Consider the following 23,898-nt stretch of genomic DNA (forward strand, 5'->3'; position numbering starts at 1 on the left):
GAGTAAATAATTGAATTCTTTCGCAGAGAGCTCCGTTAGCTGAAAAGGAGTAAAGAATTATTTATTGAACAAAGCCTCTGAGCAGCGAATCGGAACCGTTCTGAACGGGGATGGTGAGCCAGGAGCTCCTGTTATAGAGCTAAAGTAATCGCATTTCGTAGAAATGCCGTACTTGAAGAGGCTGATATGGCGACATATGAGTGAAACTGGGTGGTACCACGAGGATATAAATCTCGTCCCTGAGACTGATGAAGTCTTAGGGGTGGGATTTTTTTTATTCAGGGAGAAGTAACACACCAATTCATTCAGTTTGAATAGTAATTAGAATAAAACAAATCATACTACGTGGAAAGGATTTGACTTAGTGATGTCAGCAAAATTAAGAGTAGGTATCGTCGGAGGAACTGGTATGGTGGGGCAGCGCTTTATTGAGCTCCTTGATCAGCATCCATGGTTTGAAGTAACAGCAATCGCAGCTAGTGCTGGATCTGCAGGAAAAACATATGAAGAAGCCGTAAAAGGCAGATGGAAGCTATCCTTCGCATTACCAGATGCTGTGAAAAAAATCATCGTTCAAGACGCATCCAAAGTGGAAGAAGTTGCAGCGAACGTTGACTTCATTTTCTGCGCAGTCGATATGAAGAAAGATGAAATCAAAGCGCTGGAAGAAGCTTACGCGAAAGCAGGTCTTCCTGTTATTTCGAATAACTCCGCTCACCGCTGGACGCCAGACATTCCGATGGTCATTCCAGAAGTAAACCCAGAGCACATCGAAGTCATCGCGGCACAAAGAAAACGTCTTGGTACGGAGACAGGTTTCATCGCGGTTAAGCCGAACTGCTCGATTCAAAGCTATGTTCCAGCGCTTCACGCGTTGAAGGATTTCAAACCGAAATTTGTTGTGGCTTCGACCTATCAAGCGATTTCAGGTGCAGGCAAAAACTTCACCGACTGGCCAGAAATGCTAGATAACGTGATTCCATACATCGGTGGCGAAGAAGAGAAGAGCGAGCAAGAGCCGCTGCGGATCTGGGGCGCTATCGAAAACGATGAAATCGTGAAAGCAAGCGAGCCGCAAATTACGACGCAATGTATTCGTGTACCAGTGACTGACGGTCACTTGGCGACCGTATTCGTATCCTTTGAGAATAAACCAACGAAAGACATCATTCTGGAGCGTTGGCAGCAATTCAAAGGCCGTCCGCAGGAGCTGGGTCTTCCAAGTGCGCCGAAGCAATTCGTGACGTATTTTGAAGAAGAGAACAGACCTCAAACCAAATTGGATCGCGACATCGAAGGCGGAATGGGTGTATCCGTTGGAAGATTGCGTGAAGATTCCCTGTATGATTTCAAATTCGTTGGACTATCGCACAACACGTTGCGCGGCGCAGCTGGCGGAGCGGTTCTGATCGCTGAATTATTGAAAGCCGAAGGTTACATTCAACCAAAACAAGGTTAAAACATATCGAACAGGTTGCTTCAAGCGAAGCGGCCTGTTTTTTTTTGTCCCATCCAGCTAAAAAGTCGGAAAAGTCATGGAACTTCACTGGAAAATCCCTTCCATCGCTGCCGCAAACATAATACGCTCGAAGGTATTTGAGGTGAGCGCACCGACGTTCCGTCTCGACGACGGATCTTATGACTACGGATATAAAACAAGGGTGTCCCTCAGTGGGGACACCCTTTGCTGATTCTTATTGGATCGTAATCTGATTAATGACAGCACCTACACCTTGCAGAACGATGGCGTGATTGGACACCAAATTCGCAATGTTGCCTGTAATCGTCACACTCGACGACACATTGTAGGTCGTGGTTACGTTGCTGCCATTGCTGCCTGTTTGGTTAATCGTGATCGTAGCAATTTTCCCTTGATTCGTAAAGGTTACACTGTTGAACGTGCCCGATACGCTAAACTGTTGATTATTCGCGTTCGTCAACTGAGTCACTTCAGCGAAGAGCGCTGAATTATTATACGAGCGAACCTTGACTACGTCGCCTGCCTGCAGGGCAAAGGCGCTGATCAAGGAGCCGCCGCGATAGACGAAAGCTTTGTCATTCAATGTAATGGCTTCAGCTTGATTGCCGCTGACGAGAATGAGCACATTGTTCGAAGCGGAGATAATTGTGCCCGTTTTCTCCGTAATCGTCGGTTGGGAAGAGGCAGATCCATCGGCTCGCTGAGTAACTTCTGCTGAGACGAGAAGGCCGTTATAATAATGGGCTTTGATGACGTCGCCCGGCAATAGAATGCCCACTGAGCTAGCTGCACCGTTTAAGTAGAGGAACGAATTCGCATGGAGCTGAAGCTGATACGACTGGCCGCCGCTAGTCAGTGTTAGCTGATTGTTCGCTATGGGACCCACAACGGTGCCTGTCATTTCGCCTGTCGTGGTGACTTGTGCCACACTTTTCGTCACTTCAATGACCGCGACATAGTTATTGTAGGCATAAGTGGTCACGATATCGCCAACCTGCAGTGCAGCCAGATTCGTCAGCGAGCCGTTGCGATAGACGACCGCGCTGCTGTTAAGCGGAAGCCCTTTGACCTGGCTGCTCGTGTTCATTAGCAGAACGTTGTCACGAATCGGGAAAGCAATTGTTCCAGATTCAACACTGTCATAGTTCGTTGGCGTTCCAGTTGTTCCTACAGGCTGTGTCACTTCAACGAAGCTAACGCCGTAGTTGTAGGAACGCGTGCTCACGATATCGCCTAATTGCAAGCCAGAGGCTTGGATTTGCACGCCATTGCGGAAGAATAGCACGCCTGCATTAAGCGGCAACGTAATCGTCTGCCCGCCGCTTACGAGCGTAAGCGTGTTGCCCGTAACTGCTGCGGCGACCATGCCCGTTTTGACTCCAACAGCCTGAGTAGGGGTACTTGGCGTCCCGCCGCTGAGCTGTGTAACCTCAATATAAATAATCGTATTGTTATAATAGCGAATTTTCACGGAATCTCCAGCGAGTAAAGATGATGCACTTACACGGGCCCCATTGCGGTAAATAAACACATTCGCATCCAACGTCATGCTGCTCGTTTGCCCGTTCACGCTGTTGCGGAACGTGAGTACATTTCCACTTACCAGCGTGGACACCGTTCCTGTGATCAGCCCGTCATTGTTGCTCGGCAATTGATTGCCAGCTCGATCGAGCAGCGCGGCGATTTGCGCGCGGGTGACCAGCTGTTTAGGGCGGAACGTGTTATCTTCGAAGCCGTTCACAAGCCCTTTATCGACCGCTACCTTCACATAGCCGACAGAACCAGCGGGCACGGCTTTCGCATCTGCAAACGGAAGCTTTGCGTTCATATTGGCTTCGGCTTCATCCTGAAGCTTCAGTGCTTTAATAAGCAAAGTCGTGGCCCATAGCCGATCTGCGGGCTGGTTCGGATTCACATTCGTATCCGTTTCACCAAAGAGATCGTTCTCCAGGGCAACAGCCACATAGCCGACAGCCCATGACGGGATGGCAGCGGCGTCATTGAAGTTCAACTTCGTCGCTTTCTCTTCCGCTGACTCCGCTTGGTCGCGAAGTCCCATTAACCGAACAGCGGCTGTAATGGCTTCGATCCGAGAAACCGTTTCCTGAGGTCGAAAGGAACCGTCGGGATATCCATCGAAAATGCCTCGATTTGCAAGGCTCATGATGTAGCGCAAAGCCCATTCAAACTCTTTGCCCTGCGTATCTTTGAAGTCAATCTTGAGCTGAATCGTCTGGTTTTTGTCAGGCAGCCGCCGCTCATTATTCTTGTGATCGTTATCCTTGTTGTCACGGCCTCCCTGTGCAAAAGCGGATGTTCCCATGCCTAGTGCAAGTGTGACGGCGAGTGCGGGGACGATCCATTTTTTCATACGCGAATGCTTCATCTTTCTCTTCTCTCCTTCATAAATTAAATGAGATGGAATAACGATTATGCAGCGCTTGTTGCGTAGGTAAAACATATTACAGGATTCGGAAGAAGTTGGGTTTTTCTGGGTGTCATTTGTAAAATAATTCAAATTAGAAGAGAATCCGCTTCCAAGCGCCATAGCCTCACTGTCTAGCGGATGCATGACATTTTCAAAGATTAAGGAGAAGATTCGGTCTTATTTGCAAAAAAAATTAATATATTTTTCTTAAAACGAGGTTGCTTAGAAGGAAAATAACAGACGAAGAGATAAGTAATAGATGTGAAATTTGCCTAGCACGTCAAATGTCGTCCAATCAGCTATCACCCAGCTAAATTCCTAGCATAGTATGTAGGAAGGTGGTGATGACAAGTGACTTTTACACTTGAAAGTTGGATGATTTACACGTTATGGGGAGTTTTTGGCTTTATGCTGATTGATTTCCTAATCGCTTTTTTCAAATCCTTCTGGCAAGGATCTTTCGGTCCAACAATCGTGTTAGGTTATTTAAAAGATGTCTTATACTACGTGCTGCCACTGAACGTTCTACTTTCTATGGTTTCGTTTGATCCAACGTACTACACGATCATCGTTTTTTACTTCATCGGCGGTCTGGCGATCATGGCCAAGTATGTGTTGGATGTTATTCGAAGATTCCAATAGTTGTGCCAGGGCCCTGCCCTAGGCAGGGCTTGGAAGGAATTCTTTCTCCAGAAGTCGAACTTGTGTATGCAATGTGGAATTTCAAACTTATATATAAAGGAAGTGTAGCCATGAGGAGATATCAATGGATTAAATGGCGAAAGTTCATCCTCTGGCTAGCAGCCGTTGTTTTGCTTGGCGGACTGTTATGGGCAGGTGGGCCGACAGCTTGGGGGATTGCGCTTAGTATAGCCAGCCTTCTGATGCAATTGCTTTTCGCAATGGTGTTCATGATTATTCAGTTTGTTGCCTTGTTCTGGTTCCTTGCTCGCGGGCGAACGTATTGGATTCTGCCTGGAGAGACGGGCTCGACGTGGGATGATTATCGTGGAAACCCTGAAATCGTGGAGAATGCAAAACGGATCGTGACCCTCCTCAAAGGCGTCAAGTCGTTCAAAGAAATGGGTGGAGAAGCGATTCGCGGATTGCTGCTCTGCGGGCCTCCTGGAACGGGGAAGTCCTACTTGGCACAGGTTATTGCAAATGAAGCACAGGTACCATTTGCTTATGCATCCGCACCTAGCTTTCAAAACATGTTCTTCGGTGTCGGTAACTTGAAGGTGATGGGCATTTACAAAAAAGCTCGCAAGCTTGCGCGCGTTTATGGCGCTTGTATCATCTTTATTGACGAAATCGATGCCATCGGGATGAGCCGTCAAGGCGGCGGTGCTGGCGGCGGTATGATGGGCATGATGGGAATGGGCGGCGGCTCAGGCCTACTGAACGAATTGCTCTTGCAAATGGACCCGCCAAATATCGATAACTCTAAAATTGTGAAGCTGTTGCGTTCGCTTGGTCTACGTCGTAAAAAGGCAGAACGACCGCCAGTCTTAACCATAGCAGCCACTAACTTGCCAGATGTTCTTGATTCAGCCTTGCTACGACCAGGCCGCTTCGATCGTCAACTATGGGTAGATGTTCCTGACTATGACGGTCGGGTCGACATTTTCCAATACTATTTAAAAAAGGTGAAAATGGACGAAACGCTAACCGCAGAGAAAGCGGGTCTCGATTCCATTGGATATAGCCCTGCTCAAATCAAACATATCGTCAATGAAGCTGTTGTTATCGCGCATCAACGCGGTGCGCAAGCGGCCAGCTACGAAGACTTCCGAGCTGCGATGGAGACCTACGAGTGGGGGCTCAAGCAGCCGCTTCGCTCCATGCGGGACGACGAGAAGCGCAATGTCGCCTATCACGAAGCGGGTCATGCGGTGGCGCAGTTCCTGCTTAAACCACATGAACGTGTGTGGAAAGTGACCATCATAAGGCGTGGCGGAGCGCTTGGACTTTCGGCAACGAAAGAGACACACGAGCGTTATAACCGAACTGATTCGGAGATGTTAGCTGAGATACAGGTGTGTCTGGCAGCTCGTGCGGTGGAGGATGAATTCCTTCACAAGAAATTAAATGGTGTAACCTCCGACTTGCAGCATGCTACTCAAATTGCTGGAGCCTACTTAGGTATGCTAGGTATGGGAGATGAACTGTTCAGCTTCTTAGCGGTCGGTTCTCGTACCGATGGGCTCAAGGCGCTTCGACCACAGATTAATGAGCTTCTGAAAGATCAGATGCAAGAAGTGAAGAAACTTGTACTCGATTATGCAGATTTCGTTCATAAGATTGCGGAAGAGCTCCTGAAACGTGAAGATTTGACAGGCGATGAAATTGAAGATATTTTCACAGAGTTGTATGGAGACTCGCGTCCTCGGGCGATTGAGGTTAAACCTGCACCTCTGAAAAAGCCGCTCTCACTGGAAAAACCAGCAGATGGCCTTAACGATTTCGATGAGGATTTGAAGGACAGCTAACATGGCCGACAAACGGCATGTGAACAATGATTGCCTCCTTTTTGGCTATAATGGTCAGAAGGGGGGCAATTTCTATGTGCGGCCATCATGTAAAACAACAAAAGGAGAATTCGATCATGGACTATGATGTCATCGTCGTTGGAGCAGGGCTCGCAGGATTAGTGGCAACCGTCGAGATCGCGGATGCTGGGAAAAAGGTGTTACTGCTCGATCAAGAACCGGAAGCTTCCTTGGGCGGACAAGCCTGGTGGTCGTTCGGCGGGTTATTTCTCGTGAATTCACCCGAGCAGCGTCGCCTTGGGATCAAGGATTCACTAGAGCTGGCTTGGCAGGATTGGCAGGGCTCGGCGGGTTTTGACCGCGTGGACGACGAGGACTATTGGGGGCGAAAATGGGCCCAAGCCTACGTAGAGTTCGCCGCAGGCGAGAAGCGCGAATGGCTGCGCAGCCAAGGCATTCGCTTCTTTCCGGTTGTGGGCTGGGCTGAGCGTGGCGGCCAGCTGGCCGATGGGCACGGCAACTCTGTCCCCCGATTTCACATCGTGTGGGGGACAGGCCCCGGGATTGTAGCGCCGTTCGAGCAGCGCCTAAGAGCGCATATGGTGACGGGGATGGTGCAATACAAGCCCCGCCACCGTGTGAACGAGCTGCTCCAAGTTGGCGGCGCCATCGTTGGGGTAAGCGGCGACGTGCTCGCGCCGAGCACAGCTGCACGCGGCGAAGCGAGCTCGCGCGACGCTGTTGGCGAGTTCGTGTACAGCGCGCAGGCGGTCGTCGTCAGCAGCGGCGGCATCGGGGCGAACCATGCGTTGGTTCGCCAATATTGGCCGAGCCGGCTGGGCACACCCCCGGCAAAGATGCTGTCTGGCGTCCCAGCCCATGTGGACGGCCGGATGCTGGCGATCGCCGAGCAAGCTGGCGGTCGGATCGTGAACCGTGATCGGATGTGGCACTACACGGAAGGCATTGAGAACTGGAATCCCGTGTGGGAGCGACACGGAATTCGCATTCTGCCAGGGCCATCGTCGCTCTGGCTCGATGCGCGCGGGCAGCGGTTTACGGCGCCGAATTTTCCTGGCTTTGATACTTTAAGTACCCTGGAAGCTATACAGAAAACAGGTTATAACTATTCATGGTTTATTTTGACTCAGAAGATTATTGAGAAAGAATTCGCACTTTCAGGGTCCGAGCAGAATCCCGATTTGACTGGGAAAAGCATTCGCCAAGTACTGTCTCGCGCACTGCCAGGGGCGATGGCTCCCGTTCAAGCTTTTATGGATAAAGGAAAAGATTTCGTCGTAGCCTCTACGCTGGCCGAACTTGTTAAGGGAATGAATGCGATAACCGAGGAGAAGTTATTAGATCTTGCTCAGATCGAGCGTCAAATCCAAGCGAGAGATCGGGAAATCGAAAACAAGTTTACGAAAGATGCGCAAATTACCGCCATTCGAGGCGCTCGCAACTATGTGGGAGATAAACTGATCCGTGTGGCGAAGCCCCATCGCTTGCTGGATCCAGCGAGTGGACCGCTCATCGCCGTTCGTTTAAATATCGTCAGCCGCAAAACATTAGGAGGACTGCAAACTGATCTTTCAGGGCGCGTCTTGAATCAGGCTGGTGAGGTGGTGCCAGGACTGTATGCCGCAGGCGAAGCTAGTGGATTCGGCGGGGGCGGTCTTCATGGGTACCGTGCTTTGGAAGGCACGTTTCTCGGCGGCTGTCTGTTCACAGGCAGAGTGGCAGGGAGAGCAGTTGCGAAGGAACTTCAATCTCGTTAATTGCAAGAAATAGCGACCTGAGTCGAGCCCTATCGATTCAGGTCTTTTCTTGTCTACGGGGTTGCAAACTCGTCTTAAAATTGTGGAATACCTTAATTTCCCCTCCCTTTCTTCTTAAGTTTACCGCTTTCCATGTAAGCGCTTCATGCCTATGATGAAGATATCAACGACGAGCTTGCATCCTACTTTAATATTGGAATAGAGGGTGATCGGAACAGAAAATCAAATATGTAATCGCTTACCAAGATGAGATTATCGGATATAGGTGGAGAGGTTTGCTTGTAATCTAAGGAGGAATACGATGCGTATTTTGAAAAAAATAAGTTCTTCGATATCCATGGCAGCAATTGTCCTCAGTTTATGGAATCCTGGCGTTTCCCATGCGGCAACTCCGATCACGGATGCAAATTCATCGATTTTCGGGCCTAATGTGTATGTGTTTGATCCTGATATGCCAGCAGCTGATATTCAAAGCGCAGCAAGTGCCGTATTTGTAAGACAAGAATCGAATGAATTTGGCACGGAACGAGATGCCTTCCTTTTCAAGCCAGGCACGTATAATGTGAATATTTTTGTTGGCTTTAATACGCAAGCGTCAGGTCTTGGGCAAAATCCGGACGATGTATTAATCAATGGCGGATTGAATGTCAACGCAGACTGGGATAATGGAAATGCAACACGCAACTTTTGGCGAGGGATTGAGAACTTGAGCATTAACCCAACGTTCAATTATACACCACCAGCACCAGCGCACTTCTCAGCGGGGACGACGCAGATCGCGGTTTCGCAAGCGGCACCTCTTAGACGTCTGCATATCAAAGGGAAATTGAATTTGTTTGATTTTGACAGCGGTTGGGGTGCAGGCTGGGCAAGCGGTGGTTTCCTCGCTGATTCCAAAGTTGACGGTCAAGTGATTCCAGCCTCACAGCAGCAATGGTTTTCCAGAAACAGTGAGTGGGCGAGCTGGTCGAATGGGGTTTGGAACATGGTTTTCGTCGGTGATAAGAATACGCCTACAGGACAATTCCCAGATCCACCGTATACGGTCGTGCCGAATACATCTCTAATGCGCGAAAAGCCATATTTGTATCTCGACAATACGAATCAATACCAAGTGTTCGTACCTTCACTTTCGCAGAATACGCAAGGAACGAGTTGGGCGAATGGACCGACGCCAGGCACATCGATTCCAATCAGCCAGTTCCACATCGTTCGTGCGGATCAACCAAGTACATCAAGCGCAGCAAGCATTAATGCCGCATTAGCGGATGGGAAGAATTTGTTGTTTACACCAGGTATCTACCCCTTGAATGATACAATTCGGATCAATAACGCGAATACAGTCGTACTCGGCATCGGGATGCCTACGCTAATCCCAACTACTGATAAACCAGCGATGAAGGTAGCCGATGTGGATGGCGTGAAGCTTGCGGGACTGCTGTTTGAAGCGGGACCGAATGAAACGTCTTCGCTCGTCGAGGTAGGACCTGCCGGCAGTTCGGCGGATCATGCGGCAAATCCGACTTCGTTGCACGATTTATTTTTCCGTACAGGCGGTGCGGTCGTTGGTGAGAATTTAGCGCAAATGACGATCAACAGTGACGATGTGATTGGCGATCATTTCTGGATGTGGCGTGCGGATCACGGTGCGGGTGCAGGCTGGACAGATAACGTTTCGAAAAACGGACTTGTCGTCAACGGCGATGATGTCACCCTATACGGATTATTTAACGAGCATCACAACGAGTATCAAACGCTATGGAATGGGAACGGCGGACGTGTGTATTTCTATCAATCCGAAATTCCTTATGATGTTCCGAACCAAGCGGCATGGATGGATGGAAGCAAGAAAGGATTCGCCTCTTACAAAGTAGCGGATTCGGTTACGACCCATGAAGCATGGGGGCTTGGTGTGTACTCCTATTTCAGAGATGCGGCTGTGAAGCTAGACAATGCGATTGAAGTGCCGATTGCAGCGGGCGTCAAGATTCATCATGCCACGACGATTTGGTTGAACGGGACTGCTGGCAGTGAGATCACGCACATCGTGAACGGTGTCGGGGGCCGTGTCTATGGTACATCAGGCAGTGCGCAAAGACAGACGATAAATTTCTATGGTACCGATGTTGGAGATACGGAAGCTCCGAGTGTGCCTACGACGCTAGTTGCGAAGGAAACTGCTTATGATCGCGTCAAAATCGGATGGAACGCATCGACGGATAACCTCAATGTTGCGAGTTATGACGTGTATCGCGATGGTACGCTGATCGGTCATACAACCACAACGGAATATCTAGATATGGGTGTCCAGCCAAAGGCGACCTATAGCTATACGGTGAAAGCTGTAGATGGCGGCGGAAATCAATCCGCTTTCAGCAGCTCGTTAAGTGTAACGACTCCGAAGCGGGCGTTGGATCGCTCAACATGGACGGGAACATCAACGTCTGCAGATCCTGTCTCGCGGCTTCTGGATGGCGATATGGGGACTCGCTGGAGCTCGGGCAAACCGATGTCGCCATCGCCAGAGCAATCCTTCACGATCGATATGAAGGTGCCAACGACGCTCAATGGCATTGAGATGGATTCCACCGGCAGCAATAATGACTATGCGCGTGGTTATGCGGTTTACGTCTCAATGGACGGCGTGACGTGGGGCAGTCCAATCGCCACAGGAACGGGCACGAACAAAATTATTACGGTTGAATTTGCCCCACAAGTAGCACGCTATCTCAAAGTCGTTCAAACGGGCACGAATTCCAGCTGGTGGTCCGTTCATGAAGTAAGAGCCTACGGCCTATTGCCAGCAACTGCCTCCATCGACGGCCCTTCGATGGTCACGAGCGGTCAAACGTTCGATACGACGGTTAGTTTAGCGAATGTCGTGTCAGCTGTGTACGCGCAGGATATTCGTTTCACTTATGACACCAGTTTACTGGAGTTCGTCTCAGTTGATTTCGTAAATCCAGCGATTTCGAAAGTGGGACAGTCGGACACGGCAGGCCAGCTTCGCTTCCTAACAGCCAACCTATCCCAAGCTAATGTGAATGGTCCATTATTGACGCTGCATTGGAGAGCGAAGGCGCCAGCTGATAATGCTTCAACAACGATTACTCTTACAAGTCTGGCACTAGCTGATTTGCAAACAGCGACGGGGCTCGGACCTGATTCCCAAGTTGTTCTCATTAAAGCAATCGTTGATTTGACGATCTTGAACGATAAGATCACTGCTGCTCAATCCATTTACGATGGGGCTGTAGAGGGCTATGCGAATGGTCAATATGCACCTGGCTCGAAAACCGCCTTACTGTCCGCCATTAGTACGGCGAGAGCGGTTGTGGCGAATCCAGATGTGACAAGGGCTCAAGTTGCAGACGCGATTGCTGACCTTCAAGAAGCATTAAATCTCTTTGCAACGATGAAGTATGTTGGAGATCCAGGCGATGTGAACAACGATGGCAACTTCACGGTCGTTGATTTGGCGAATGTGGTTGCAGCATATGGCAAAACATCTGCAGATAGTGATTGGGCTCAATTTGCAAAAGCTGACTTCAACAAAGATGGCAAAGTGGATCTGGTTGACTTGGCGGCTGTTGCTCAGCGCATCCTTGCGGAATAGGAATCATTGGTTTATGTAGGGTGAAACATGCCCGCTATGATACATTTTGTAGTATAATAGCGGGCGGTTCCGCCTTAGATAGCGTGTTACTGGGTAAACGCTGAAGGAGGAAATCGCACATGGTTATGCGCAAATGGTTGCACACCTGTCTATCTCTCGTAATCCTAATGAGTCTCATTTCTCCAACCGCAGCATGGGCCTCTGAGGCCAGTTCACCAAGTACGTATTCGATGGTTGTTTCAAATAAGCTGCCTGCCAAAGATGAAACGATTGAAGTCATCATAGTAGGTCATGCATTAGTGGATGTTTATGCTTTTGAAATTAATGTGGAGTACGATCCTACTAGGTTAACCTTTATAGATGCCAAAACGAGTGTACCTGGATTTTCGGTGCCGCCAATTCTGAAGGATAAGCAGATTCAGCTTGCGCATACGCAAGTAGGGAAAGACAAGGGACTTGAAGGAGACCAAACGCTGATGAAGCTTCGCTTCAAAGCCCTGCAGAACGGGAAAGCGGAGGTGATTTTGCGCAATGTTCGAGTCGTTGACTCCAAACTTGTTAGCACTACGAAGTTGACTGATATGAGCACGATGTTGAACATCCTTAGTACGCTGTCATTTGACGATATGGCCGATTTCGATTGGGCAATCGAAGCAATTGAAGCCTTAGCTGCTAAAGGCATTGTGAACGGAACGGGGGACCGGACATTCAGTCCAGGTGCTGCTGTGACAAGAGCGGATTATCTCGTCTTGTTGATGAGAGCGCTTGGTTTGCAAGGTGGAGGCGGCGAGCCGTTTGCGGATGTTGATAACGAGGCTTACTACGCGCAGCCGATCGCTGCCGCAAGGGAGCTAGGCATCGTGCAAGGGGATGAGGGCAATCAGTTCCACCCGAAGGCGTCGATTACACGTGAAGATATGATGGTGCTGACCCATAGAGCTTTGCGAGCAACGAAGTACCTCCAGGCAGCGAGTAAGGTATCTGAGCTAGCCTCATTTGACGATGCAGACACAATCTCGGATTATGCTGTCGAAAGCGTCGCGGCGCTCGTCGAAAGCGGTCTGATTCACGGCTTCGCGGATGGCATTCATCCGCAAGAAACGACGAATCGCGCCCAGGCGGTTGTTCTCATTCATAACCTACTGACCTATATCCAAAAAGGTACTCGCTAAAGTGAAATAGAGCCTTGCGATCGCAATCGCGGCTCTATTTTTGCTGTTTTGCAATATTTGTAGGCTACATACGTCCTGAACTTGTGCTAAAATGGAAAAATCGGTCTAATTCATGACGTTTGAGGTGAATGTTCTTTGCATTATGTAACATCCTATAAAAGAAAAACGTTCCGCTCCAAAGTTAAACAAGTGCTGCAACTCCTGCTCGGCAGTGAAAAATTAACGCTGTATACGTACGTGGCAATTTTACTTAAGTCGCAGCTACTACTCGCCGCGTTACATGCACCAGATGTCGATGGCATTAATATTGGTCAAATGTACTTTACATATCCGCCAGTACTTTCCCATCTGATGTTGATTTTGTTCGTCGTTGTCATCGGTCAGTTTTTCAAAAAAAGCGGACGCCGCGCCTACTTACTTGTGATTCATCTCATCATTAGCTTACTGTTGGTAGGAGATGTCGTCTACTATCGGGCTTATTCCGCATTTCTGTCGCTGCGGTTCATCCCGCATCCGAACGGGTTTAATCCGTTGGATTACAACTTGTGGTCGTTCATTCGACCGTTCGACTGCTGGTTTTTGATTGACTTTGTGCTCCTTGGCGCCATCGCTTTTTACCAATGGAAAAATGCACCCATCCTGTCGCGGCGCAAAGAGCGTCCCCGTCATCCCGTGCTGGCGTTCCTTCTGTTGCTGTTTGCAAGTAGTGTTATTTATTACGACCACTACCGAATCGATGTGAAGGATACAACGAAGGGTGAAATGATGTTCTTTAAGCTAAGCTGGGCGCCGTTTCAGTCGATGTCGGACATGTCGCCGATCGGCTATCACTTCTTCGATGGCTTGCGATTGTTCGGTGAAGCCAAGCAAATCAAGCTTGCCGGGTCTGAGCAATCAGAGGTCGAGCAATGGCTGACGCGCAATGCCGAAGGGCTGCCAGATAATGCGTATAAGGGTATGTTTCAAGGCAAAAACCTTATTGTGATTCAAGTCGAATCGCTCGAGAATTTCGTCATCGGCCAAAGGGTGAATGGACAAGATATTACGCCAAACATCAATCGTTTGTTGGGGAACAGCTTGTATTTCACGAACTTCTATGAGCAAGTGAATAACGGAACGAGTTCTGACAGCGATCTGATGACGACGACGTCGGTGTTCCCTGTTCGTACGGGGGCGAATTTCTTCCGTTATCCGACCAACACCTATAATTCGTTGCCTAAGCTGATGCAGGGCATGGGGTATCAAACGATTTCGACGCACTCCGAGCCTGCGGGAAGCTGGAATTGGGTGGAAGCTCATCATAATATCGGCTACCAAACGAGCTGGGATTTGCGCACTTATAAGGAAGATGATCACGTAGGTCTAGGATTGTCTGACGAGACCTATCTCAGACAACTCGGGGATAAAGTGGCAGGGCTGAGCGCACCGTTCATGCTGCATGCGGTTACGTTGTCCAGTCACGGTCCTTTCGATTTACCTGACAAAACGAAAACCCTGCACTTAGATCCTAGCTTGGATTCCACGATCATGGGGGCGTATTTCCAGGCGATCCATTATACAGATCAACAAATCGGCGCCTTCATGGACAAGCTGGATAGCTTGGGTCTGTTAGACCAATCCGTCATCGCTATTTATGGCGATCATACGGGCGTGCATAAATACTACCAGGATCAAGTGGATGCAATCCCGGCTTTGGAAAATGAAGAGTGGCGCACACATTCCTTGAAGCTGCCGTTCATTATTTATAACAAAGGCATGCAAGGTGAACAAATTGCCACGATTGGCGGGCAAATTGATACACTGCCTACGCTTGCCTACGTGATGGGCGTGGATAAAGCGCAGTTTGAGACAACGGCCATGGGGAAAGTACTGGTGAATACGCGCAAAAATTTCACGATCTTGAACGACGGCACGCTGGTCGGCCAGCCGAACGATGCGGAGGAAGATCATCTGCTGCAATCATTCAAGATCGCCAATTGGCTGCATGAGAGCAATTATTTTGCTAATCGGTAATCGGAATACAGAAAAAAGCCCGTTCCAAGTAGATTCATCTACTCGAAGCGGGCTTTTTTTGAATTCCGATTTAATTCCTATTTGACCTCAGAGACAAGGAACTTATCGTTCACTTTTTTCGTTGTATAGGTAACGCCGTCTTTGGTCGTGAATTTCACGAGATCAGCGGTATTTGCCTTGTCGAAGGTAATTTCTTCTTTTTTCGTTGCTAAGATATTGGATTTGAAATAGGAAGTTTTGTTCGTTAAGAACGCAGCGCCTGCCTTCGCATCGGTGATGTAATGATTCACTAACGTATCCAACATGGAAGCGTCGAAGTAGCTGGAAAGGAATTTCTTAGCTGATTCTTTATCAGTTGCTGCGACAGGATTCACGATGAAGGCACCGTCTGCAGATTTGGCTTCAGCAAATAAATAATCGACTTTCTCGCGAGCGATTCTCGCCGCAATGTAGCCTTTCATGTTTGTAGCGTCCTGAGAAACAGTTGTTGCTTGTGGTGCTGCAGAAACAGTTGCAGCTGGACTTGGGGAAGCTGTATTTTTGGTGGAGGAACAAGCAGCGCCTGTTACTGCCAAGGATAGGATAAGAAGTCCTGCTGCGGTTTTTTTCAATGTCATTTATGTACACCTCATCATTTAATTAACTTACTATCCCGAATAACCCATTTCTATGGTTCTAGGATAGCCAGCAATATAAGAATATAAACGATGGGCGTAGAAATTGCAAAGGGATTATTTTGGTAAAAGGAGATCCAACATCTCGGCTTGAAGCCCTGTGCGTAGGTCCGTAATCGGATGATAGCCTAGAAGGCGCTGCGCTTTGCTAATATCTGCCCACGTATGACGAGGCTCACCTGTTGCTTTGCCGAGAAATTGTCTCTCCACCTTTTTCCCAAAAAGCTCCTCTAAAATGGCAATGCATTCTAGCACGGACGCGCGCTCTTTCCCACCAATGTTGATTGTTTCACCGATAATATTGGCTGCATACGCGGTTGCTGCGATCGCATCAACACAGTCTTCGACATAAGTAAAGTCGCGTGTTTGCAGGCCATCCCCATGGATCGGGATCGGTTTATCCGCCATGATGTGTGTTATAAAACGATGGAAGGCCATATCAGGCCGCTGCCTCGGCCCATATACAGTGAAGAAACGCAGAATGACGACGGGGACGCCCAGATTGTGCGCATACACTTTACATAGCTGCTCACCAGTCAGCTTGCTGACGCCGTAGGGAGAGAGAGGGATCGTTATGGCATCTTCATTCACCTGATTGAGCTGCTCGCCGTAGACGGACGATGTGGAGGCGTAAATGAACCTTGAAACGGGGAACTGCCGGCAGCCTTCCAACAATCGCTGTGTAGCCTCAATGTTATTCGAAATGTATGTTTTGAAATCTTCGCCCCAGCTTGAGCGAACACCCGGCATGCCCGCCAAATGATAGACGATATCGATATGAGGCAGAATGTCCTCCCATCTTACATGGAGTAGGTTGCGATTGATAAATGTAAAACGGGGGTGGAGCAGGAGATGACGCAGGTTATGCTCTCGAGTGGCAATAGGTGTGGGTGATGTCTCCAGAAGGGCATCCAGCCCAATGACCTCGTGATTCGGATCTTGAAGCAATCGCTCACACAGATGTGACCCGATAAAACCTGCAGCTCCCGTAACGAGTATTTTCATGATGAATATCCTCCCTTTTGTACTTGCACCTTATCGATTGCCAATGCCGTAATAGTGATAGCCTAATGTCGCTAGTTGTTCGCCGTTCAGCATATTACGACCATCAAAGATGTACCCAGCATTCATCACATTGCGTAGATGCGCCCAATCCGCACGAATATACGTCTCCCATTCGGAACAAAGAATCACAGCATCGCATTGCTGCAGCGTCTCTTCGACAGTATCGAATTGGGAAACGCGTTCAGCGAGCAAAGAGGCAGGAAGCTTGGCGACAGGGTCATGTACACGAACAATGGCCTGTTTCTCCATCAACTGATGCAGAATTGAAATGGAAGGTGCTTCGCGCAGATCGTCTGTATCGGGTTTAAAAGAGAGACCGAGGATGGCTACCGTTTTCTGTGTGAAACCGCCAAGCTGCCCCTCCCAGACATCCAGGAAGTGTCTGGATTGTGTCTCATTCACTTGCGTGACCTTCTCTAGAATGCTTAACTCCATGTTATTTTCTTTCGCTGTATATAGCAGGGCTTTGCTGTCTTTGGGAAAGCAGGATCCGCCATAGCCGATGCCAGCGCGCAAGAAATGAGGTCCAATTCGATGATCCAGCCCCATGCCTTTCGCAACCTCTGTGACATTCACCTCTAAACTCTCGCAAAGCCTGGACAATTCATTGATATAAGAAATTTTAGTTGCTAGGAAAGCGTTCGAGGCGTATTTGATCATTTCTGCCGTCTTCGGTTTCGTTATTAATAGAGGAGCGTTCATTTGAGCATACAACGCTTTCATGACCTGGGTGGCGTGCTCGCTCGTGCTGCCGATAATAATTCGGTCTGGATGCAAAGAATCATGCAGAGCGCTGCCTTCCCGCAAAAATTCTGGATTGGAAACGACATCGAAGGGATAGCTATCCGTTTGTGAAGCTTTGACCCACTGTGTGACGTTCGCGTTCGTCCCAATTGGAACCGTACTTTTCACCACAATTAATTTATAGTCCTTCATGGTAGAGCCAATTCGCTCAGACACGATGCGAACAGCACGGAGATCCGCGCTGCCATCCTGATCGGAGGGGGTTCCCACGCAAAGAAAAATAATCGAATTGTCATGAATCGCCCCTTCAACATCTGTGGTAAATTGGATGTTCGTCGTTAGGAGATGTTTGCGCAATAAGCTGTCCAGCCCAGGTTCATAAAACGAAAGCCTGCCCTCCGATAAAGATTTCATCTTATTTGCATCCGTATCTAATCCCGTCACCTTCCATCCGAGCTCGGCAAAAACCAAACCGGTCGTTACCCCAACATAGCCCATACCGATAATTAAAATGTTCATTTATCTGAACCTCCACTGTTTTGGATGAAAACGGACTGTGGACTAATAATCGAGTTCGTCATCGGATAATGATGAGGGTTGAGGATGGCGTATTCGAGTAAAATACTGTTTTCTAATTTGCAACTGTTAAGCCGTACATTGGGTCCAATCGTCACATAAGGTCCAATGACACAATCGATGACTTCTGCAGTTGGATCAATGCATACGGGATGAATAAAGGTAGTTCCAGCATGTGAATCTCTGAAGGTATAATCCAACAGGCCTTCTTCTTCCATCTGATCCAGCATCCATTGGTTCGCTCCTAACCAGCCTTCCATGGTTCCAACGTCGGAGAAGTTTTTGTGCGTAATCTGATACGAAATGGAATACTGCTTCTCAATTAACCACTGGATAGCATCGGTGATTTCATATTCACCACGTGGGGATGGTTTGATGGCATGAATAGCTTGAAAAATACTAGGTTTAAATGCGTAGGCGCCCAATACGGCTAAATTTGACTTGGGCATCGCCGGTTTTTCTTCGAGTCCGATAATTTTATCTTCATTGACTTCGGCAATGCCGAATGCTTTGGGATTGGCAACCTCGCGCAGCAGAATAGAAGCGTCATGTCCTTCTTCCATCATGGCCTCTTTCATGCGATGCAAAGTCTCTGTAATGAGATTATCACCAAGGAGCAAAATAAACGGTTCACCTTGAATGTAAGATTCCGAGTACTTCACAGCATCCGAGATGCCTAGCGGGTTCTTTTGGAAAATATACGTGATGTGAACGCCCCATCTATCGCCCATGCCTACTTCCTCTAAAAACATCTCATAATAGGGTTGTCGAATGACAACACCGATCTCGGAAATTCCTAACTCAACCAGCTTCTCAATCCCATAAAAGATAAGGGGTTTATTCGCTACAGGAAGCAACCCTTTGGGCTTAATATTGGAAAATGGTTGGAGTCTTGTGCCCTTACCAGCACATAGAATTAATCCTTTCATTGCTACGACCTCCTTGTCTGCATGTAGACATATTATTAATTTATGATGAATTTTAGTAAATGGAAGGGCTAATTTGCTAGGCATAATCAGGTTGGGTCTTTTCTCTTTTTACGAATGTTTAAAATGGAACATATAATCCGCCAATAGACACGAGCAATCGTCTAAGCATAGAAAAAGAAACATCATAGTATACATGGAGACAATAAAAGTTTCTCAATAGAAGGCGAGAGAGGAATGATTCATTTGAACCTAGAAGCAATTAAAAGTTTCTTAGCAAGTTTGGGAGAACTAGAAGGAGTAGAAGTTGAGTACATGAATGGGGACAAGGTTGATTTCGATGAAGTTGAGTCGGAAGAGGCTTTGCATGCCTTTTTGCAAGAACTTGATTGGAGTCAAGTTGATGAAGTAGAAGCAGAACTTGCTGACGGATCTAAGAAAGTGTTTGGAGAAGAAGACGAAGAAGATGAAGAAGATGAAGATGAAGAAGATGAAGAAGATGAAGACGACGATGATGACGACGATGATGACGACGATGATGACGACGATGATGACGACGATGATGACGACGACGAAGAAGGCGAAGTAATGGTTTCAGCTCTCGGTGGTGAAGAGGAAGAGGAAGAGGACGAAGAAGACGAAGAAGACGAAGAAGACGAAGAAGACGAAGAAGACGAAGAAGACGAAGACGATGATGAAGAAGAAAATGAAGAAGAAGAAAATGAAGAAGAAAATGAAGAAGAAATAAGAACACCAGTAGAAGAAACAAAAGAAGAAGATGAAGACGAAGAAGAAGAAGAAGATGAAGACGACGATGACGACGACGAGCATGATGACGATGATGACGATGAAGACGATGATGACGATGATGACGATGATGACGATGATGAAGATGAAGATGAAGATGAAGATGAAGACGACGATGACGATGAGGAAGAAGAAAATTAATGAATGAAAAATCCCGACATCTTCTGATTGCTTCTGCTGTAGCAGAAGGAACCAGAGAATCGGGTTTTTCTCGTTGGTTCATTTTGTAGCAAAAGGGCTAATCCGCACGTAGATTGTGATCTACATGTGGATAGCCCTAATTGAGCTGGGGGAACACTAGACAGTGCCTAGTGTCCAGCCCACACAGCGAGTATTTCTTGAGCTACACGATGCCAAGTAAAGTTTTTTTCTGCCAAGCGTCGTCCGTTAATCCCCATCTGACGCGCATTGTTGACGTTCGAAAGCATGCTATTCAATTTCTGCGCATATTCATTTGGATCCTCTGGATTGTTAACCAGCACGCCATTATTGTTCATGACGATCTCTGGATTGCCGCCTCTAGCCGATGTGAGAAAAGGCAAACCGGCTGCCATGGCTTCATAGTGTACACGTGCTAATGGTTCCTGCCATATGGACGTACATACAAAGACATCTCCCGCACAGAACCAACGGTGAATGTCGTGTGCTTGCACGTAGCCAGTCGTTATGACAGGCAGAGGGGAGCGGTCAGCCAAGGCGCGCACGTAAGCGACATAATCGCTGACTGTATTGTCATTAAACCAGGCGCCGCCTACAACGACCAGGACAGCATCCGAATGGTTAATTTCTGACATCGCCCGAACTAAGACATGCGGGCCTTTATTGCGGGTCAAACGACCGACAAATAAGATAACTTTTTTATTAGATAAGTTATATTCCGCTCGGATACTTTCCCTCGCGCTCTTGGCGCTTGCAGATTCCATCCAAGGCGCGAACCGATCGAGGTCAACGCCGGAATAGATCGTTTTGAGCTTAGGAGCAGCTTGCGGGTAATAATCCGTGATTGAATGTCCAACATAATTACTGATGGTTATAATGCGTTCCGTCTGCTCAAGCACCTCAGTGCCAATGTTGTGAGGGAGTTTGGCTGGGGTAAACATGTCATTATGCATACTGAGTATGATGCGAGAAGTCGGCGCTACACTGCGGACAGGCAAGACAAGCAAGGGGCGATTATAAATTTGGATAAGATCATAATGTTCTTTTGTATTTGCGAGAAAACCGACAACCCCTGTCGTATAAGGCTCAAGCAAACCTTCTGAATCTACGCGCACATAACGGATACCGTCTCTTACTTCATCATTCGGTAAATCAGGATCAGTTCTGCCCAGTATGGTAATGGTGTGATGATTACGCAGTAGTGAAGCCACGCCACAAATATACGTTTGAATGGCTCCGCCACGAATGTTCGGAACAGGCAGCTTTTCTGTACAAATCATCAGAATGTTCACAGGTTAACAGCTTCCTTTCGTCAAGCAGTCCTCGGTTTTAGTTTTAACTGCTTCTTTTTCATTGGTTGGAGCTTTTGCGAATTGAATGTCGATTTTTTCGTAGGTGTATTGATTTTTTTCTTCAACGGCGGAGTGATGCGTTTTGCTGGCTTCACAAGTTTTTGTAAAGGTTTATGAGCAGGAAGAAGAATTTTTACATAGCGTTTATTTTTGGTACTCCAAACCAATTTATAGCGTGGTTTGAATCTCCAATAAATAATTTTTTGCTGCTGTTTCTTTTTGACAGGGAGCACTTTTTTCGTGTTTCTTGCGCCTGAAACCACACGTTTTTTAGGCACACGCAGATTAACTCTTTTACGACGGCGGGCAGGTTTTCTAATGATGACTCTAGGTCGTCTAACACGTGGCGCTGGAATAGCTGGGACCACCACGGGTTCTGGAACAGGGATCTCTGTAAATACAGGTGCAGGCGGTGCGATAAGATCGCCTGGAAGTGTAGAAGCAGGGCGCTCGTAAACAAAAGGAGCGATGACTTCGGCCGTGTAATCTCCAGCAGGATATTTGGCCTTATCCTGCTCTAATTCGGAGAGAGCCTGCCATTTACTTGTCTCCGTTGCGAGTACGCGCTGAAGAATGGGAGTCAATTCAAGATCAAGGAAAGGAACGGGATTAAACACAATTTCCTTCACATGCTTGTAGAATTCATTTGGGAACGCCATATCGATCCATAAGATTTCGAACGTTTCTTGATCAAGCGGGTTTGCCTGATGATAAGCGTCAATCATGCCACGGATCCAAGTGAGATCCCATACTCCCATATCATCCATGGTACTCGTAATCAATTTGCGCAGATCGCGAATAGGCAGGTCATACGAAACCCCGTCTAAGTCGATGACCCAGATACCGCCAGGACCCATTTGACCGTTGGACCAGCCGAAGTCCTGATGTGCAAGCCCCCAATGCGGGCCGCCCTTTGCAACCATTTTGGTGTAAGCAGAGTTTTGGAACCGTTGGTAGATCTCATTCGCTTGACGTTTGAAATCTTCGACAACGGCAAGTAGATTTCCACTTCCGCCAGTTTCTGGATAAGCAAGGGCAATATCCTGAAACCAGCCGATCTTCGCGATGATTTTCTCATAATATTTTCCCCAGCCATGAATACGGGATGATTTCTCAGAGCCAACAGGAGGGACGTAACCTTTGGAGTTTTTGTGGAACTCACCTAACCCGTAGCACAGCTGAGAGGCACCTTCCAAATCAATTTTGGAAACAGGGATGAGCGGTTCGATCCAGTCCGTCACAATCCAGAGTTTACCTCCGGCTTCGACGAAGTAATTACCTTCCTTAGTAGGGATGAAAGAAGGGACACGATGTCCTAGTTCGGACATGTATTTTTGCGCGCCAACACTGAAAAGACTTCTTCTGGGCCTGCGATGCAAACATTTAATGCTCAGGTTGCCCTTGTTTGTGGCTATTTTCCAAATAGCTCCGCCTTTATCTGGTTTGGAAGTAACCAAGAGCATGTCATGAACCTCCATGTCATAGTGGGTCATAACCTCGCGGGCAAGCTGCTCTAGCTCAGGAGGTACATATTGTTCGGCAACGATTCCTGGATCTAAGAGCACATCAAGCCAAGGGACGATTTGATAATTTTCCACCACCATCACTCCATCACATATTTTAAGTGAATTGTACGACGCAAACAGAAACAGCTTAGGTGTATCTATTCCTATGCATATGTCATTAGGGGAAGTGTTGATATGTACAAGAGTGGAGTTTGTAAAAGATTTGGATTGACATGAAACCAAATGGTTGTATATAATCCAAAGTGTAACCAAAAGGTTTCGTATTATTTTGAAGAAAGTTGAGGAGATCACGATGTTAAGTTCGATTAATTACTGGGCTGTGCTTGTAACTGGCGTATTATCCTTAGTCTTGGGATTTCTTTGGATGGCGGTTATTTGGGCCAAACCTTATCAAGGGTTAATGTACGGCAAGAAGGAAGATAGCCAGTTAGACGTTAGCAAAAGCACGAAAATCCAATCCTTTGTCATCTATATCCTTGTGTCATTCGTGACGTCTATTGCCTTCGCAATTTGCTTAGAACTATGGCGTGCTGGCGGACAAGCATTTGGGTATGATGGCGATCGGTTATTGAATGCTTTCTGGTTTACGATGCTGCTAGTTGCTGGATACACCCTTCCATTTACGGTCGGTAAAAAGGTGTGGCAATTCAAAAGTTGGGTCGTCGTGGCCGTTGATACTTCATATGAAATCGTTCGTTTCACCATGCTGCTGCTGTTTTTCTGGTTTTGGCAATAGATGGACGCTAGAAAAGTGTGAGATGCGCTCAACTTGTGTATAATAGAACTATCTATACATAAGGAGGCGACTTCGGATGAAGAATTGCCCATCTTGTTCCAAACGAACCGAGCCCCATTTCCAGAACTGTCCCTACTGCGGGGCTAAGATAACCTTCACCGTCGCTGAGAAGTTTGACCAGATGGCTGAATTGGTAGAGCAAGCCCTGAAACAGGAGCTTGAATCGCGTAGAAGAATGAAGCACTAGATCTCGAGGTTCGAGAGCTGGTGCTTTTTTTCGCGGCACTCACCATGTGAGAGAATGATATTTAAACCAACGTGCTTTTGGCAACCATAATGCCTGTTTAGACTAAA

General features: G+C 47.7%; 17 protein-coding genes and 1 other annotated feature (1 of these 18 cut by a window edge). Of the genes, 10 read left to right on the forward strand and 7 right to left on the reverse strand.

The features are described 5' to 3' along the window. Positions 1–244: a binding site (T-box leader), on the forward strand (it extends 19 nt beyond the left edge of the window). Positions 245–367: 123 nt separating this feature from the next. Next, positions 368–1,459 (forward strand): aspartate-semialdehyde dehydrogenase, encoded by a 1,092-nt coding sequence (gene asd / locus MJB10_RS09030; protein WP_314803735.1) that lies wholly within the window; start codon positions 368–370, stop codon positions 1,457–1,459. Between the two features lie 235 nt (positions 1,460–1,694). On the opposite strand, the gene MJB10_RS09035 is transcribed toward asd, so the two are convergent. Next, on the reverse strand, positions 1,695–3,866 hold the full coding sequence (locus MJB10_RS09035) for an S-layer homology domain-containing protein (protein ID WP_314803740.1): 2,172 nt from the start codon (positions 3,864–3,866) through the stop codon (positions 1,695–1,697). Positions 3,867–4,259: 393 nt separating this feature from the next. Here MJB10_RS09035 and MJB10_RS09040 point away from each other — a divergent pair, with 393 nt between their 5' ends. The 6 genes from MJB10_RS09040 (at position 4,260) to MJB10_RS09065 (ending at position 14,979) form a co-directional block, all read left to right on the forward strand. Continuing rightward, positions 4,260–4,550, forward strand: coding sequence for a hypothetical protein (locus MJB10_RS09040; RefSeq protein ID WP_314803743.1), 291 nt, complete (start codon positions 4,260–4,262; stop codon positions 4,548–4,550). Between the two features lie 110 nt (positions 4,551–4,660). Next, a complete protein-coding gene (locus MJB10_RS09045) occupies positions 4,661–6,400 on the forward strand; it encodes an AAA family ATPase (RefSeq protein WP_314803746.1) in 1,740 nt (579 codons plus the stop codon). 116 nt (positions 6,401–6,516) lie between these two features. Next, on the forward strand, positions 6,517–8,178 hold the full coding sequence (locus MJB10_RS09050) for an FAD-binding dehydrogenase (protein ID WP_314803749.1): 1,662 nt from the start codon (positions 6,517–6,519) through the stop codon (positions 8,176–8,178). 301 nt (positions 8,179–8,479) lie between these two features. Then, positions 8,480–11,794: a discoidin domain-containing protein gene (locus MJB10_RS09055; RefSeq protein ID WP_314803753.1), complete on the forward strand. Its 3,315-nt coding sequence runs from the start codon at positions 8,480–8,482 to the stop codon at positions 11,792–11,794. A 119-nt stretch (positions 11,795–11,913) separates the two neighbouring features. Continuing rightward, entirely contained in the window at positions 11,914–12,966 is a 1,053-nt protein-coding gene (locus MJB10_RS09060; protein ID WP_314803756.1) for an S-layer homology domain-containing protein, read from the forward strand. A 135-nt stretch (positions 12,967–13,101) separates the two neighbouring features. Further along, a complete protein-coding gene (locus tag MJB10_RS09065; RefSeq protein WP_314803760.1) occupies positions 13,102–14,979 on the forward strand; it encodes an LTA synthase family protein in 1,878 nt (625 codons plus the stop codon). A gap of 77 nt (positions 14,980–15,056) precedes the next feature. On the opposite strand, the gene MJB10_RS09070 is transcribed toward MJB10_RS09065, so the two are convergent. The 4 genes from MJB10_RS09070 to MJB10_RS09085 form a co-directional block, all read right to left on the reverse strand. Further along, entirely contained in the window at positions 15,057–15,596 is a 540-nt protein-coding gene (locus MJB10_RS09070; protein WP_314803761.1) for a hypothetical protein, read from the reverse strand. A 114-nt stretch (positions 15,597–15,710) separates the two neighbouring features. Beyond that, complete coding sequence (locus tag MJB10_RS09075; RefSeq protein WP_314803762.1) at positions 15,711–16,658, reverse strand: NAD-dependent epimerase/dehydratase family protein; 948 nt, start codon at positions 16,656–16,658, stop codon at positions 15,711–15,713. Positions 16,659–16,688: 30 nt separating this feature from the next. Continuing rightward, positions 16,689–17,981, reverse strand: coding sequence for a UDP-glucose dehydrogenase family protein (locus tag MJB10_RS09080; RefSeq protein WP_314803763.1), 1,293 nt, complete (start codon positions 17,979–17,981; stop codon positions 16,689–16,691). After that, positions 17,978–18,967, reverse strand: a complete 990-nt coding sequence (locus MJB10_RS09085; RefSeq protein ID WP_314803764.1) for a sugar phosphate nucleotidyltransferase — start codon at positions 18,965–18,967, stop codon at positions 17,978–17,980. Before MJB10_RS09085 ends, MJB10_RS09080 begins: the two co-directional genes overlap by 4 nt. Positions 18,968–19,201: 234 nt before the next feature. Here MJB10_RS09085 and MJB10_RS09090 point away from each other — a divergent pair, with 234 nt between their 5' ends. Further along, on the forward strand, positions 19,202–19,912 hold the full coding sequence (locus MJB10_RS09090) for a hypothetical protein (RefSeq protein WP_314803765.1): 711 nt from the start codon (positions 19,202–19,204) through the stop codon (positions 19,910–19,912). Between the two features lie 167 nt (positions 19,913–20,079). On the opposite strand, the gene MJB10_RS09095 is transcribed toward MJB10_RS09090, so the two are convergent. Continuing rightward, positions 20,080–21,222 (reverse strand): glycosyltransferase family 4 protein, encoded by a 1,143-nt coding sequence (locus MJB10_RS09095; protein ID WP_314803766.1) that lies wholly within the window; start codon positions 21,220–21,222, stop codon positions 20,080–20,082. A gap of 20 nt (positions 21,223–21,242) precedes the next feature. Then, positions 21,243–22,886 carry a CotS family spore coat protein gene (locus tag MJB10_RS09100; protein ID WP_397386585.1) on the reverse strand — a complete coding sequence of 548 codons (1,644 nt, stop codon included), beginning with the start codon at positions 22,884–22,886 and terminating at the stop codon, positions 21,243–21,245. Positions 22,887–23,100: 214 nt separating this feature from the next. Here MJB10_RS09100 and MJB10_RS09105 point away from each other — a divergent pair, with 214 nt between their 5' ends. Continuing rightward, complete coding sequence (locus tag MJB10_RS09105) at positions 23,101–23,544, forward strand: DUF1761 domain-containing protein (protein WP_314803768.1); 444 nt, start codon at positions 23,101–23,103, stop codon at positions 23,542–23,544. A 76-nt stretch (positions 23,545–23,620) separates the two neighbouring features. Then, positions 23,621–23,791: a hypothetical protein gene (locus tag MJB10_RS09110; protein WP_314803769.1), complete on the forward strand. Its 171-nt coding sequence runs from the start codon at positions 23,621–23,623 to the stop codon at positions 23,789–23,791. Positions 23,792–23,898: the final 107 nt, after the last annotated feature.

Source organism: Paenibacillus sp. MBLB1832, assembly GCF_032271945.1.
In the GTDB taxonomy this organism is placed as follows: domain Bacteria; phylum Bacillota; class Bacilli; order Paenibacillales; family NBRC-103111; genus Paenibacillus_E; species Paenibacillus_E roseopurpureus.

What these genes read in the sequence shown, in the direction of transcription:
- asd (WP_314803735.1), top strand. Translation starts at nt 368, where the DNA reads ATGTCAGCAAAATTAAGAGTAGGTATCGTCGGAGGAACTGGTATGGTG.
- MJB10_RS09035 (WP_314803740.1), bottom strand. Translation starts at nt 3,866, where the DNA reads ATGAAGCATTCGCGTATGAAAAAATGGATCGTCCCCGCACTCGCCGTC.
- MJB10_RS09045 (WP_314803746.1), top strand. Translation starts at nt 4,661, where the DNA reads ATGAGGAGATATCAATGGATTAAATGGCGAAAGTTCATCCTCTGGCTA.
- MJB10_RS09050 (WP_314803749.1), top strand. Translation starts at nt 6,517, where the DNA reads ATGGACTATGATGTCATCGTCGTTGGAGCAGGGCTCGCAGGATTAGTG.
- MJB10_RS09055 (WP_314803753.1), top strand. Translation starts at nt 8,480, where the DNA reads ATGCGTATTTTGAAAAAAATAAGTTCTTCGATATCCATGGCAGCAATT.
- MJB10_RS09060 (WP_314803756.1), top strand. Translation starts at nt 11,914, where the DNA reads ATGGTTATGCGCAAATGGTTGCACACCTGTCTATCTCTCGTAATCCTA.
- MJB10_RS09070 (WP_314803761.1), bottom strand. Translation starts at nt 15,596, where the DNA reads ATGACATTGAAAAAAACCGCAGCAGGACTTCTTATCCTATCCTTGGCA.
- MJB10_RS09075 (WP_314803762.1), bottom strand. Translation starts at nt 16,658, where the DNA reads ATGAAAATACTCGTTACGGGAGCTGCAGGTTTTATCGGGTCACATCTG.
- MJB10_RS09080 (WP_314803763.1), bottom strand. Translation starts at nt 17,981, where the DNA reads ATGAACATTTTAATTATCGGTATGGGCTATGTTGGGGTAACGACCGGT.
- MJB10_RS09085 (WP_314803764.1), bottom strand. Translation starts at nt 18,967, where the DNA reads ATGAAAGGATTAATTCTATGTGCTGGTAAGGGCACAAGACTCCAACCA.
- MJB10_RS09090 (WP_314803765.1), top strand. Translation starts at nt 19,202, where the DNA reads ATGATTCATTTGAACCTAGAAGCAATTAAAAGTTTCTTAGCAAGTTTG.
- MJB10_RS09100 (WP_397386585.1), bottom strand. Translation starts at nt 22,886, where the DNA reads ATGGTGGTGGAAAATTATCAAATCGTCCCTTGGCTTGATGTGCTCTTA.
- MJB10_RS09105 (WP_314803768.1), top strand. Translation starts at nt 23,101, where the DNA reads ATGTTAAGTTCGATTAATTACTGGGCTGTGCTTGTAACTGGCGTATTA.
- MJB10_RS09110 (WP_314803769.1), top strand. Translation starts at nt 23,621, where the DNA reads ATGAAGAATTGCCCATCTTGTTCCAAACGAACCGAGCCCCATTTCCAG.